Source organism: Candidatus Villigracilis sp. (assembly GCF_057083605.1).
The window spans coordinates 1-13,433 of record NZ_JBXMTI010000051.1 but is presented as its reverse complement, the minus strand read 5'-3'; the positions used below and the strand labels follow the sequence as shown (position 1 = coordinate 13,433).

Genomic DNA, 13,433 nt, shown 5'->3' with positions numbered 1-13,433 from the left:
GATGCTTAGAATTCTGAGGTATTGACCTGAAAAATCGCAAATGAGATTAATTTCCGGTAAGGAGGTTGTTCCTACTAAAATACTAATTGCCCCTTCCCCACTTTAATAAAAAGGAGAATGCAACAATGAATTTCAAAAAAATGCTCGTTTTGCTTGGCGCAGTGATCGTTGTCGGCACAGTTTTAGCAGCCTGTGGCGGCGCAGCGACTACTGCCCCCACCACAGCAGCAACAGAAGCCCCTGTTGCTCCCGTACCTGACACCCCATACTTGGTTGAGTGGCAAGGTTCCGGCCATGCCAACGTGGCGGATGAACCCTTCCGTCATTGGGATGACGTTGCCGAAAACCCCGATGGCGTCCCCACCTCCTGTGCCAAATGCCATAGCAGCGACGGCTATCGGGATTATCTCGGCATTGATGGCTCCGAAGCCAACAAAGTAGATGCCGCCGTACCCGCCGAAAATGCCCAGGGCATCCAGTGTGTAGCTTGCCATAATGCCGGCACCATCTCCAAGACAACCGTCATGTTCCCCTCCGGTGTTGAAATTACTGCTGGCGACGATGTTCGCTGCATGGAATGCCATCAGGGTCGCGAGTCCAAGGTCAGTGTTGATGCGCAGATCGAAAAATTTGCCGTTACCGACATGGACGCAGTTGTCGCTCCGATCAAAGATGACGCCGGCAAGGATGTCAATTTTGGTTTCCGCAATGTTCACTATTACGCTGCAGCCGCCACCCTCTACGGTGGCATGGTACAAGGCGGTTATCAATACGAAGGCATGAGCTACGACGCTAAGAACACCCACGTCGCAGGCTATGACTCCTGCACAGGCTGCCATAACCCGCACACTCTTGAAGTTAAAGTTGAGCAGTGCGCACTCTGCCATGAAAACGTCGCTACCGTGGAAGACCTCAAGAACGTCCGCATGGTCAGCTCCAATCCAGACTATGATGGCGATGGCGATGTGGAAGAAGGCATGTACTACGAGATCGAAGGCCTGCAAGCTGCCCTAATGGCTGAGATCCAAACGTATGCTGCTGACAAAGCCGGCACCGGCATTGTATATGACGCCGCTGCCTATCCCTACTGGTTTGCTGACGCTGATGGTGATGGCGTCGCCGATCAGGCAGATGGCAGCGCTGTCCGTTTCAGCACTTGGACTGCCCGCCTGCTCAAAGCCGCCTACAACTACCAGGTCTCCCTCAAGGATCCCGGTGCGTTTGCTCACGGTAACAAGTATATTGTCCAATTGCTCTTCGATTCAGTCGCCGATCTCGGTGGTGATACCAGCACACTCGCCCGCACCGATGCAGGCCATTTCGCTGGCGATACATTGCCCTTCCGCGATTGGGATTACGATAACGAAGGCAACCCGCTCTACACCGTGCCGTTTGGCTGTGTGAAATGCCATACCGCGCAAGGTTTGCCCACCTATCTCAAGGATGGCGGCACGACAGTTGTAACATCCAGTGGTACAACCACCATAACTGGCCTGGCTTCCATGCCCTCCAGCAACGGTTATTTGTGCTCCACCTGTCATGATGAAGCCAACTGGCCCAATCGTTATGAGGTCAAGTCTGTTGTATTCCCGAGCGGCGCTTCAGTCAGCTTGGGCGGTAAAGATGCTGATGGCAACTTTGTAGCCGACGACTCGAACCTCTGTATCTCTTGCCACCAGGGACGCGAATCCACCACCAGCGTGAACAACGCTCTCAAGGGCAAGGATGCTGATGTGGTCGATGCGAAGATCCGCTTTAAGAACATCCACTACTTCGCTGCAGGTGCAACTCTCTTCGGCAATGATGCCAAGGGTGCCTATCAGTACGATGGCAAGGAATATGTCGGCCAGAACTTACACGCCAGTGAAGAAGGCAAGATGAACAAGTGCGCAGACTGCCACGACGTTCATGCCCTCGAACCCAAGGTTGAAGCTTGCGAAACCTGCCACGATACCACCGACCCAGCCGTCATTCGCGAGACCGAAGTGGATTACGATGGTGATGGCGATGTGACAGAAGGCATTAAGGGTGAAGTCGATACACTCGCAGAAGCCCTCTTAGCTCAACTCCAAATCTATGCCGCAGCAAACGGTGGTCCACTTGAATACAAGGGCAATGCCTACCCGTATTTCTACGGTGCTGATAGCAAAGCTTATGCCACTTGGACTCCTCGCCTGCTCAGAGCTGCCTTCAACTATCAATACAGCCAGAAGGACCCCGGCGTTTACGTGCACAATAACAAGTACATCATCCAGATCCTGATTGACTCGATTGAGGATCTCGGCGGTGACGTTTCAGCTTACACCCGTCCCTAGGTGCTCGCTTCTGTTCAGTAAATTAATTAGCGGGGTATACCACGATGGCGGACGCAATGCGTCCGCCATCTCTTTATTAATCACACCAAACTTATGATATTTAGCACTTCATGCACCTGACGCCCCCCCTTACAATATGGGGCGTATACCCCATGACATTTTTTCGCACTATAATTCGCAATTATTTTAATACTAAGGAGAATGTAATGCAACAAAGGACACGGCTTCGCCCGCCTCGCACCTGGACCCTGTTCCTGCTCCTCGGACTTGGGCTTTTTACTTTCGCCCTGGCCTCTTTAACCACACCCGCCCAAGCTGCTCCCGCCTATCAAGAAGACAAACCCTCGAACGATTTTTGCCTCGCCTGCCATCAAGAGGAAGGTATCGACCTCACCCTGGGAAATGAATCGCTACCAGTTACCATCAATCCAACCAGATTCGATAACTCTGTTCATGCAAAAGAGGGGCTGAACTGCGTAGACTGCCACACAGACATCAGTGATTACCCCCACCCCGACGTAAAAGTAAAAAACACGCGTGACTTCACCCTGAGTTTCCTGGAAACATGCAAGGAGTGTCACGAAGAGCAATACACCAAAGTCCATGACAGCGTACACCAAACCGCATTTGATGAAGGGAACAAGAATGCCGCGGTCTGCATGGACTGTCACAACCCGCACACACAGACACGCCTCACAGGCCAGACCAGCGGCGAGCTCACACCTTCCGCCCGCCTGGAGATCCCTGATACCTGCGCCCAATGCCACAGCGGAATTTACGATCAATACAAAACCAGCGTACATGGGAATGCCCTAACCGAAGAAAATAATACGGATGTTCCAACCTGCATTGACTGTCATGGCGTGCATAACATCCAAAACCCAACCACAGTCACATTCCGAAACAGCACGCCTTTTCTATGCGCAAAATGCCATACTGATTCAACCATCATGGATAAGTACGGAATATCCACGAACGTAGTCAACTCCTATGTATCTGATTTCCACGGCACAACCGTTAAATTATTTGAAGAGCAATTCCCCGATCAACCCACCAACAAACCTGTTTGCACAGATTGTCATGGCGTACATAACATCGGAAAAGTGGATAATGCTGAAACAGGCATCGCCATGCAGGAAAACCTGCTTACCAAATGCCAGCGCTGCCACCCGAGTGCTACAGCCAACTTCCCCGCCGCATGGATGAGCCATTACGAACCCAGCCCTGAGCATTACCCCATCGTATATTACGTAAACCTATTCTATAAATTCTTCATCCCCGCGGTGCTCGGCGGCATGATCTTATTCATCCTGACCGACATTTATAGGCGCATCGTCAACCGCGCGAAAGGAGCAAAGCACGCATGAACACAGTAACTCAAACCTATCTGCGCTTCCCACTTGCGCGTCGAATCGAACATTGGGTGATGATGTTGTCTTTTGTAATGCTCGGCCTGACTGGCATTCCACAAAAATTTGCGACATCCAATATTTCCATATCCGTCATTCAGGCACTCGGCGGAATCGAAGTTTTGCGCACCATCCATCACACCGGCGCCATTGTGATGATGCTCGGCACCGCCTGGCACATCCTCGTGATGGGATACAGTGTCTTCGTCCTGAGGGATCAAATGTCTATGCTGCCTACCCTGCAGGATGCAAAAGACGGGCTGCAAGCCCTCTTGTACAACATCGGTTTTGCCAGGACCTACCCGCAAATGGGACGTTACACCTTCGAAGAGAAAATGGAGTATTGGGCCTTTGTTTGGGGCGCAGCTGTGATGGGGATGACGGGCTTCCTCATGTGGAATCCCATCACCGCCACGCAATTCCTGCCTGGTGAATTTGTCCCCGCCGCTAAAGCTGCGCATGGCGGTGAAGCCGTGCTGGCCGTGCTCGCCATTATCATCTGGCACATGTATGGCGTGCACATCAAACGCTTCAACAAAGCCATGTTCACGGGCATGCAGACCGAACAGGAAATGCTTCACGAGCATCCTCTTGAGCTGGCGGATATCAAAGCCGGCATTGCAGATAGACGCCCCGACGCCGCTCTTATCCGCAAACGACAAATGATCTACTACCCAATCGCCGCAATCCTGACCGTTGCCATGCTCGGCGGAGTCTACGGCTTTATCAACACTGAAGAAACCGCTGTTGCCACCGTCCCTTCCATCAGTGAAACACAGATCTATTCACCTCAAACGCCTCAACCATAAGCGCAGTCGATAACAATCCGAAGGTTAGTCTCCACGCCGATCCAATGCATTTTAAACATGTGCATTTCAAGTCAAAAGGATGAACGCCATGGATAAATCAGAAGACAAACAGTTTGGCCGCCGTAATTTCATGAAAGTGGCAATTGCCAGTATCGGTGGATTGATCGGTGCAGCGTTTGGCCTGCCAGCAATTCCATATATCATGGGACCCGCGCTCCAGAAAGAAAGCGACAGTTGGATCCAGCTTGGTTCCATCAGCAAGGTTGAGCTCAATATTCCCACACTCTTCAAGAAAACAATCGAAACCCAAACCGGTTGGATTAGTACCGAGGAGGAAATCTCAGTTTACGTACTAACCTCCAATGGGCAGGATTATGTTGTGATGTCCAACGTGTGCACGCATTTGGGTTGCAGGGTGCGCTGGATCCCAGAAGAAGATAGTTTCTTCTGCCCATGCCATAATGGGGTTTTTGCAAAAGACGGCACTGTTGTAGCTGGTCCACCTCCCCGCCCTCTTGATCGGTTTGAGAGCAAGGTGGAAGACGGGGTCATTTTCATAAAGCGAGGTTGATATGTTGGCAAAAATTGGCGACTGGCTAGATGAACGATTCTCCTGGCGCGAGGTGTGGGCGGCGATCTTTGAACGTAAGGTTCCGCATGTTAATTGGTTCTACACGCTGGGGAGTGCCACTCTCTTTGTGGCGATAAATCAGGCGGTTACGGGTATATTGCTGACCTTGTATTACGTTCCTACGCCTGATCACGCCTATGACAGTGTGGTCTACATTACCACCCAATTACCTGCTGGCTGGTTTATACGCGGCCTGCATCACTGGGGAGCTAGCGCAATGGTGGTGCTGACGGTTCTTCACCTGTTGCGCGTTTTCTATTTCGGCGCATACAAGTATCCACGTGAAGCAACCTGGGTTACCGGCGTCCTGCTCCTCCTTGTAGTGATTGGCTTTGGCTTCACTGGCTACCTGCTCCCGTGGGATCAGAAATCGTTTTGGGCAACTACAGTGGGAACACAAATTGCGGGCCTTGCCCCGTTTGTTGGAGATTGGATCCTTCGCATCGCCCGAGGAGGCAGGGATATTTCAGCCGTCACGTTGGCACGATTTTTCGGCACCCATGTATGGGTATTGCCCGCCACACTCGCAGCACTGATTGGTATCCATTTATATCTTGTCATTCGTATCGGCATTACCTCTGTGCCAAAGAAGGATGAGTGAGCCATGAACGAACAGGAAAAAAAGAAATATCTGGATGAGTATAAAAAGGAAAAAGAAAAGGGAGTACCCTTTTTCCCCGATATTATCTTCAAGGATACGATTGGCGCCCTTGTGGTATTTATCATTCTGGCTGCCCTGGCCTACTTTGTGGGCGCTCCCCTTGAAGCCCGTGCAAACCCAGCAGATACCACGTATACGCCGCGCCCTGAATGGTACTTCCTCTTCCTCTTCCAGGCTCTTAAATATTTTCCCGGCAAACTGGAGGTGGTTGGTGCGATGGTGCTTCCCGGGCTTTTCGTCCTCCTCCTGCTTCTATTGCCTTTTATTGATAAAAGCCCAAAACGGCACTTTCTCAACCGCCCCTTTGCCAGTATATCTGGGGTAGTAGTCCTTGCAGTCATTACCTTTTTAACCGTTGCCTCGGTTCGAGAGGCTCCTCCGCCGCAGGAAGCGCTTGTTGTGGATAATGCCGCGGCGCTTTATGCCGCAAATTGCGCAAATTGCCACGGTCCCAGCATTGATGTTCCGGCTGGGACCGAGACGAATTTGCATCAAATCATTGCCGCCGGGACACATGAGGGTATGCCAGCATGGGGAGGCGATCTTAGTACGGACGAAATAGACGCGCTGGTCGGCTTTATCCTCTCGCCAAAGGGCAGTGCACTCTTCACCCAATATTGCGCTGTTTGCCATCAGCAACCCCTAATTGCCAGCGGCAACCCTGTGGAATTGCAGCGGGCATTTGACGAAGGCATAAACTATCCACCTCATGAAGGAGTCCGGACTGCAAACTGGGCTGAGAGGCTGACGGAAACCGAGATCAACGAGCTACTCAACTTCCTCGCGGCGCCGGACGGACAACGCTTGTTTGTCATCAATTGCTCTGGCTGTCATGGACAAGGTGTGGGATATAACGGTACAGAAGAGGAACTTGCGGAGTTGATCAAAAAGGGCGGTCAACACCTGGATATGCCGGCCTGGAAAGGCACCCTCAGCGAATTAGACATAGATACCCTGGCTTCTTATGTTGTAGATCCAGGGCAAAATACTGGCGGGGAAACGCTATTCGGGCAGCATTGCGCCACTTGTCATGGAGATAAAGTTCCGAAGGCGCCTGACAAGGAAAGCGCTCTAAAGATCATTTCTTCCGGTGGGGCTCACATCACAATGCCCGTCTGGGGTGACATTCTTACCGTCGAACAACTTGACGCGCTTGTCAAATACACATTTGAGGCAAGCAAAGGCGGCGGTGCTATAACTGGAGCAAATTTATTCGCGGAAAATTGCAGCGATTGTCATGGGAAATCCGGCCAGGGTGGTCCAAATCCATCCCTGCCTGGCGATACCATTGCCCCTATAAGTTCCAGCGAATATTTAAAAACCCGCGACGATGCCACCATTCGGAATATCATCTCAATTGGTCAACCTGATTTTGGTATGTCGCCGTTTGGTACTGAAAACGGCGGACCGCTCGATGATGAACAATTGGATGCAATTGTGGCATTCATACGAAATTGGGAATCCAACCCGCCCGCCGAAGCGCCCATAGTAAGTGCAGATGTTCAAACCCCAACCTCAACGGTTGCCCCACCCACTTTGAACGGCGCACAATTGTTTGCCATTGCGTGCGCCAGTTGTCACGGTTCCGCAGGAGAAGGTGGCGTGGGACCTGCTTTCAACACAAAGGAATTCCAGAGCGGGCGCGACGACCAGGAGTTGTTCGCTACGATCAGCAACGGTCACACGGCAACGCCAATGGTTGCCTGGGGTGATAATCTCTCTGCGAACCAGATCGAGCTGCTGGTTCGATTTATCCGAACACTGGACCCCGGCTATGCGGCTTCTCTGACCTATTCTGGCAGGGTAAAATCCATCTTCGAAGAAAATTGCCAGACATGCCATAACCCACAGAAGCTACGTGGAGGCTGGGACTCTACTTCATATCAAACTGTTATGACGAGCGGCGATAACGCACCTGTCATCATCCCCGGCAATGTCGAGGATAGCATCCTTGCCCGTAGTATTCTGGGGCTGGGTTCCCTGATGCCCCCTTTGGAATCTTTACCCCAATCTGATATACAAATCATTTTGGATTGGATTGCAGCTGGCGCCCCGGAAAACTAAACAGGCCGCAAGGTTCACAACTTTCTATTTAGTCCTCACGGCTTCCGCGTTGGTTGCATATCCTCTCATACGCAGCTGTTCGAGAGACTTATGAAATTTTATACTCTAAAAAACTTGGAGCAACTATGACATTGCGAGAACGAATTAAGAAATTTTTCTTTCCACCAGCTGATTCGCCGCGTTGGATACTGATCCTGCCATATGGCGTTTTGGGCATTCTCACTGTTGTGCTGGCTATTGGCGGCACTTACAGCTGGGACTACAGCAATTCTTCAACTTTTTGCGGCACGGCTTGTCACACTATGCCGCCTCAAAGTGTAACTTACCTGAGTTCCCCTCACGTTAATGTCACCTGTGAGGAATGTCATGTGGGTCGCGCTTCATTTGCCAGCCAATTCGTGCGTAAATCACAGGGTCTGCATGAAATTTACTATATGACCTTCTCGCTTTACGAATATCCGATCCGCGCCAAAGCCTTGCGACCTGCAGTGGACACCTGCGAAAAATGCCATCGCCCGGAAGTATTTTCAGATGACAGCCTGCGCCTGATCGACCACTACGCAGATGACCGCCTGAATACTCAATCCACCACCTATATCATCATGAAGACAGGTGGGTTAGATATCCGGGCGGACCTCGCCCGTGGAATCCACTGGCACATTTCAAGCAAAGTCCAATACTATTCTGATGATAAACTAAGCCAGGAAATCCCCTATGTGCGCGTCTACAACGAGGACGGAACTTATACAGAGTACACCGATGTTGAATCTGGCTTTGACCCTGCCAGCATAGACGAAAGTCAGCTCAAACAAATGGACTGTATCACCTGCCACAACCGCATCACACATGAATTCATGAACCCCGTGGATTCGGTGGACCTTTCCATGTCACGCGGCTTGATCGATCCGTCCATTCCCTTAATTCATGCAAAGGCTGTGAATGTACTCAGTGCCACATACGCAACACGTGAAGATGCGATGAAAGCCATCGCAGACATTGAAGAAGATTACAAAAGGAATCTCTTCGATTACTACAGTCAGAATGGTGAGGGAATCCAGCAAGCCGTGGCAGAGATACAGGCGATCTATGACCGCACCGTCTTCCACGATCAAAAAGTGGACTCAACCACTCATCCCAATAACCTAGGTCACATCAATTCGCCGGGCTGTTTCCGCTGTCATGACGGCAAGCACCTGAACGATCTGGACGAAGCGGTGCGCCTTGAGTGCAACGTCTGTCATTCCATCCCTGTGGTGGCTGGCCCGGAGGATTTCGTAACCAATATCGAGATCAGCAACGGGCCCGAGCCTGAGACTCACCTCAACCCGAATTGGATCAACCTCCACAACCAGGCGATTGGGCCTTCCTGTTCCAATTGCCATACCACCAGTGACCCCGGCGGGACTAGCAATACTTCCTTCTGCTCGAACAGCGCCTGTCATGGGAACGTCTTTACCTTCGCGGGCTTTGATGCCCCAGCTCTGCGTGAGATATTGAAAGCCCAACTACCGCCGCCTGAACCTGAGCTTGAGGTTCCCGTTCTTACCGGTGACCCAACCTATACTAATTATGTTGGCATACTGTTTACAGTCAAATGTACCGGCTGCCACATTGAAGGCGATGCTGCTCCAGAAGGATTGGATCTCTCTACATATGAAGCCACAATGAAAGGCAGCGACAATGGCCCAGTCATCATCCCTGGGGATGCTGAGAACAGCCTGTTGATACAAGTCCAATCTGGCGGTAATCATTTCAACAACCTCACCTCTGATGAATTGGATATCGTAAAGCAATGGATAAACCTGGGGGCGCCGGAGTAATAAAGTAGACAGGTATACAGGTACACGAGTAAACAAGAAAACGAGCCGTTCAAGCAGCGGCTCGTTTTCTTGTTGGTTTACGTATCTACTTGTTTACGTATTTACTCCCTACGCCTGCACGACCTCACCAGCCTCAACAAGAACAGTCTCATGTTCCTTGCTTGTCAGGCGATGATCTACAACCCGCAGGTATTTCACGCCGAGCGAGAAGGCAAGCAAACCGTAAGCGATGATGCCCAAGCCTGTCACCCATTCCACAAGGGATGGGGTGTAACTCGCATATGAGATGGATGCTTGACCGGGCAGGTATGAGATCACCGTCAGCAAGCCGACCATGTTAGTATCGAAACGGAAGGCCACCACGCCGCCCACGATCATCGCGAGAGCGAGCATCCGCCAAAAGGGAGATAAACGTGTGGGCCGATAGAGCAGGAGGAAGGTCGGAAGAAGCGCACCGAAGATCATCTCGCCAAACCAGAAGTTGAAAGAGAGAGTCCCTTTGGTAAGGATTTCAAATCCCTCGGTGCGTCCTGGCTCATAGGTATAGGTTTGTGCGAGCCAATCCCAAAATCGGAAGTATAAAAATCCGATCATCAAATATCCAACGAAGAGGGCCACACGCTCGATCAGCGCGTCGTTGATCTTGGCTTTGGGTGTAAGCCTCGCAGAAAGCATGGAAGCCAGCAGCGTGAGGGCAATGCCGCCCACGATGGCAGAGAACATGAATAATACGGCCATCTCAGGTTTATACCAAATGGGGCGGGCTTTGATAACGCCATACATCGCACCCAGCGAGGATTGATGCAGGCTGGAAAGGCCCAGGCCAATGATCGCAAGCACAGGCGCGTAATGGTGCGTGTGCACCATCTTTTCGGCCAGTCTTGGGAATTTGCTTCGCAGCCAGTCAAGCGATGCCAGGATCGGCATGGATTCAAAGATCAATACGGTCAGGTAAAGCATCACACACATGGTCACTTCCCACATGAGCGAATGTGTATTCCAGTACACCAATGCTTTCCAGAAGCGGTCTGGTCGGCCAATGTCAAGTACAAGAGCCAGCATGGCCATGGTATAGCCGATGAGACCGACGAATGTGGCCGTGCGGGCAATCGGTTCGTAGCGCTTGAGGCCGAAGAGATACACACCTGCGCACAAGCTAAATGCGCCTGCGCTCACCGCAATGGACGAAAGGTCAATGGATATCCATAGGCCCCACGGCACGATGTCGGTTAGGTTGGTGATGACCAGCCCCTTCCAGAAGACCAGGATGCCGCCGAGCAGAGCACCGAACAGAATCAGGCCGAGGATGGCAAGCCACAATCCCCAGGGGGTAAGAATATTTTCACGAATCGTTTTTAGGATGGTTTTCATGTTAACCCTCCGTCTCTGCTTCGCGGATAGGTACAACACCAGCAGGCAGGTAATACACGCGAGCGTTCGTCCCTAAATTTTCGCGCAGACGATAGGATGGATATTTCTTCAGAAGCTGGCTTACATTTGAATTCGGGTCGTTGAGGTCTCCAAAGACACGCGCACCTGTTGGGCAGACAACACAACAGGAGGGAGTTGCATCATTATCCACGCCGGGAGTGAGGCCAAGCGAAAGGCCGCGGTCAATGCGTTGATAGCAGAATGAGCATTTCTCCGGCACACCGCGTGGGCGTCTCTCCACTTCTGGAGTACCCCATTCAGGCACGGCAGGGTTTTCGCCATCGAAGGCTTCCCAGTTAAAGGTGCGCGCTTCATAGGGGCAGGCGACCATGCAGTAACGACAGCCAATGCACTTGTCGTAATCCATCATCACGATCCCATCATTGCGATAATAGGATGCACCCACAGGGCAGACCTCTACACAGGGAGCATGTTCACAGTGCATACAGGGGCGGGGAAGAAACACTATCCTGCCATCCTTCATGCCCATGTTATTAACTTTGTTCCATTCAATATCAGGGTTCACATCATTGCGGGCCTGGCAGGCTAGCGTACAGTATCCACAGCCTATGCAGTTGGATTGATCGATGACCATGGCCCATTGATGTTCACCCTTTGCAGCTTCGGATGCATCCGCCTGGCTGATGGCGCGCGCACCTGCGGCAACTGCAAGCCCAACAGCGGTAAGCTTTATGAAGTCACGGCGGCTGACATTCTGATCACTCATGGTCTTCCTCCTTGGCATGTTGATGCTTCACCTCACGGCGATAAAATTTCTCAAGCCACGGAGCCAGCACAATGCCGCCTGCCAGACCTAAAAGACCGGCAAGGCCTGCGTATCCCATTGGGCTGACGGGAGTTGGTTCAGGAGTATTGGCGGTTTCAACCATAGGCACAACCGCTGGAACATCCGCATTTACAATCGGGCTCGTTTCACCGGTACCGATGGCCTCTGCACTGGAATGCATTTGTTCTGAATGACAGGTATTGCAGGTTTGCAAACTGGCCTTGAACGAATGATCTGGAACACTATGCGGGGCATATTCCGACGCTTCAAGATGTTCCAGGTGGCAGTCCACACAAGAGACGCCTTCCTGATGGTGCTGGGTATATGGGAATTCCATGCTGGCTTCCATATGACAGTTGATGCACAATTGCGAAGCATCCGCGTAACCGGAACCATCGCGGGCAACGGTGAACTTCAACGAAGCACTGTGCGGATCGTGACAGGTCGTGCACTCCATACCACGCTGGTAATGTGTGCTACCCTGCCAGTCCTGCCAGCCGAAACGCGTGTCACTATGGCAGCGTCCGCACAGATCTGGGGTGGTATCTGTCGAGATCGGGGTCTTGGGGTGCTCCCCGCCTTCATCCACATGGCAGGATGAACAACTTATGTTGTCAGATTCCCAAGTGGCAGTTGCGGGGTCGTAGCCGGTGGTATGGCAAACGAGACATGCACCAGGCTTACCCTGGCTCTCCCAATCTGCAAGAAAGACCGGGTCAGTTCCAGACTGGCCGTGAGCCCCATTCATCCATTTCATTTGGAATTCAGTATGGCAAACGTTGCAGTCATCATTACTACTGGTTTGCTGATCCACAGGCGGGTTGTCTCCATCCTGTGCCTCCACTGCCATCAACGTAATCCCTGCAAAGAGCAGGGCGAAGGTCAAAGCGATCATGGTCCGATTGAGCCAGGAAAACATAGTTGCATCTCCTTATTAAAATTTATATGTGCGCATGCCCATGCCGATGAGGAACAGGCACGGGCGCATCACGGAACACTTCACAATCCAGACAATCTTCGCGCAAATGCCCATTGGGCAAACGATGGATCTGCCAGCATGGACGTTCGCCTAAAGACAAACGCAATTTCAATTGTTCAATAGAAACAGCTTGTTCTTTCAAACAGGGCATTTCATCTTTGACGAGCACTTTCATTTCCTGTTCTGCTTCAGCCTGCCAGCGCTCATCCAGCTTGTGAAGCATCAGGACGACCAAGGCAGTCACAAGCAAAGGCACAATCAAGCGCAGCAGAACACCGGTCAAAATAACAGTAATCGAAGTGAGCAGATCCATATGATCCTCACGCTTTCAGCCAGTAGTTGGTTTCGCGGCGGCGGGCCCACTCACCAACAAGCAGGAGCAATCCGAACGGAATAACCAGGCGAACCAGGAAGAGCAATAAGATGATCTCAGAACCGTTCATAGCTATCTCCTTTCTTTATCCTGCCCATAGGATACGGCTTCCTTAAAATAAAGTAAATTCGGCTCGCTCCCCATCTTGGATGAA

12 protein-coding genes are annotated in these 13,433 nt (G+C 51.6%); 7 read left to right on the top strand and 5 right to left on the bottom strand.

Translation table 11 applies throughout. The features are described from left to right. The first annotated feature begins 125 nt into the window (after positions 1 to 125). The 7 genes from AC14M5_RS08260 to AC14M5_RS08230 all read left to right on the top strand — a co-directional run bounded on the left by AC14M5_RS08260 (position 126) and on the right by AC14M5_RS08230 (position 9,709). Positions 126 to 2,315: a cytochrome c3 family protein gene (locus AC14M5_RS08260; protein WP_484029175.1), complete on the top strand. Its 2,190-nt coding sequence runs from the start codon at positions 126 to 128 to the stop codon at positions 2,313 to 2,315. 206 nt (positions 2,316 to 2,521) lie between these two features. After that, positions 2,522 to 3,682 (top strand): cytochrome c3 family protein, encoded by a 1,161-nt coding sequence (locus AC14M5_RS08255; protein WP_484029174.1) that lies wholly within the window; start codon positions 2,522 to 2,524, stop codon positions 3,680 to 3,682. Continuing rightward, a complete protein-coding gene (locus tag AC14M5_RS08250; protein WP_484029173.1) occupies positions 3,679 to 4,533 on the top strand; it encodes a formate dehydrogenase subunit gamma in 855 nt (284 codons plus the stop codon). The genes AC14M5_RS08255 and AC14M5_RS08250 overlap by 4 nt, the downstream gene beginning before the upstream one ends. 88 nt (positions 4,534 to 4,621) lie before the next feature. Beyond that, the gene (locus AC14M5_RS08245) at positions 4,622 to 5,104 is read left to right on the top strand and encodes a QcrA and Rieske domain-containing protein (protein ID WP_484029172.1); all 483 of its coding nucleotides are present in this window, start codon (positions 4,622 to 4,624) and stop codon (positions 5,102 to 5,104) included. A 1-nt stretch (position 5,105) separates the two neighbouring features. Further along, positions 5,106 to 5,765 (top strand): cytochrome b, encoded by a 660-nt coding sequence (locus tag AC14M5_RS08240; RefSeq protein ID WP_484029171.1) that lies wholly within the window; start codon positions 5,106 to 5,108, stop codon positions 5,763 to 5,765. A gap of 3 nt (positions 5,766 to 5,768) precedes the next feature. Continuing rightward, positions 5,769 to 7,889 carry a c-type cytochrome gene (locus AC14M5_RS08235; RefSeq protein WP_484029170.1) on the top strand — a complete coding sequence of 707 codons (2,121 nt, stop codon included), beginning with the start codon at positions 5,769 to 5,771 and terminating at the stop codon, positions 7,887 to 7,889. Positions 7,890 to 8,014: 125 nt separating this feature from the next. Beyond that, positions 8,015 to 9,709 (top strand): NapC/NirT family cytochrome c, encoded by a 1,695-nt coding sequence (locus tag AC14M5_RS08230; protein WP_484029169.1) that lies wholly within the window; start codon positions 8,015 to 8,017, stop codon positions 9,707 to 9,709. 108 nt (positions 9,710 to 9,817) lie between these two features. On the opposite strand, the gene nrfD is transcribed toward AC14M5_RS08230, so the two are convergent. Genes nrfD through AC14M5_RS08205 form a run of 5 tightly spaced genes read right to left on the bottom strand, consistent with a single transcriptional unit; the run spans position 9,818 to position 13,349 of the window. Continuing rightward, on the bottom strand, positions 9,818 to 11,080 hold the full coding sequence (nrfD, locus tag AC14M5_RS08225) for an NrfD/PsrC family molybdoenzyme membrane anchor subunit (protein ID WP_484029168.1): 1,263 nt from the start codon (positions 11,078 to 11,080) through the stop codon (positions 9,818 to 9,820). Between the two features lies 1 nt (position 11,081). Next, positions 11,082 to 11,867: a sulfate reduction electron transfer complex DsrMKJOP subunit DsrO gene (gene dsrO / locus AC14M5_RS08220; protein ID WP_484029167.1), complete on the bottom strand. Its 786-nt coding sequence runs from the start codon at positions 11,865 to 11,867 to the stop codon at positions 11,082 to 11,084. Further along, entirely contained in the window at positions 11,860 to 12,846 is a 987-nt protein-coding gene (locus tag AC14M5_RS08215) for a cytochrome c3 family protein (RefSeq protein WP_484029166.1), read from the bottom strand. The genes dsrO and AC14M5_RS08215 overlap by 8 nt, the downstream gene beginning before the upstream one ends. Positions 12,847 to 12,868: 22 nt before the next feature. Continuing rightward, positions 12,869 to 13,219: a hypothetical protein gene (locus AC14M5_RS08210; RefSeq protein WP_484029165.1), complete on the bottom strand. Its 351-nt coding sequence runs from the start codon at positions 13,217 to 13,219 to the stop codon at positions 12,869 to 12,871. Between the two features lie 7 nt (positions 13,220 to 13,226). Beyond that, the gene (locus AC14M5_RS08205; RefSeq protein WP_484029164.1) at positions 13,227 to 13,349 is read right to left on the bottom strand and encodes a hypothetical protein; all 123 of its coding nucleotides are present in this window, start codon (positions 13,347 to 13,349) and stop codon (positions 13,227 to 13,229) included. Between the last annotated feature and the right edge of the window lie 84 nt (positions 13,350 to 13,433).

Bases quoted from the DNA above. Each gene is read 5' to 3' on its own strand.
- nrfD (WP_484029168.1), bottom strand. From the start codon at position 11,080: ATGAAAACCATCCTAAAAACGATTCGTGAAAATATTCTTACCCCCTGG.
- AC14M5_RS08260 (WP_484029175.1), top strand. From the start codon at position 126: ATGAATTTCAAAAAAATGCTCGTTTTGCTTGGCGCAGTGATCGTTGTC.
- AC14M5_RS08240 (WP_484029171.1), top strand. From the start codon at position 5,106: ATGTTGGCAAAAATTGGCGACTGGCTAGATGAACGATTCTCCTGGCGC.
- AC14M5_RS08210 (WP_484029165.1), bottom strand. From the start codon at position 13,219: ATGGATCTGCTCACTTCGATTACTGTTATTTTGACCGGTGTTCTGCTG.
- dsrO (WP_484029167.1), bottom strand. From the start codon at position 11,867: ATGAGTGATCAGAATGTCAGCCGCCGTGACTTCATAAAGCTTACCGCT.
- AC14M5_RS08245 (WP_484029172.1), top strand. From the start codon at position 4,622: ATGGATAAATCAGAAGACAAACAGTTTGGCCGCCGTAATTTCATGAAA.
- AC14M5_RS08230 (WP_484029169.1), top strand. From the start codon at position 8,015: ATGACATTGCGAGAACGAATTAAGAAATTTTTCTTTCCACCAGCTGAT.
- AC14M5_RS08255 (WP_484029174.1), top strand. From the start codon at position 2,522: ATGCAACAAAGGACACGGCTTCGCCCGCCTCGCACCTGGACCCTGTTC.
- AC14M5_RS08215 (WP_484029166.1), bottom strand. From the start codon at position 12,846: ATGTTTTCCTGGCTCAATCGGACCATGATCGCTTTGACCTTCGCCCTG.
- AC14M5_RS08235 (WP_484029170.1), top strand. From the start codon at position 5,769: ATGAACGAACAGGAAAAAAAGAAATATCTGGATGAGTATAAAAAGGAA.
- AC14M5_RS08205 (WP_484029164.1), bottom strand. From the start codon at position 13,349: ATGAACGGTTCTGAGATCATCTTATTGCTCTTCCTGGTTCGCCTGGTT.
- AC14M5_RS08250 (WP_484029173.1), top strand. From the start codon at position 3,679: ATGAACACAGTAACTCAAACCTATCTGCGCTTCCCACTTGCGCGTCGA.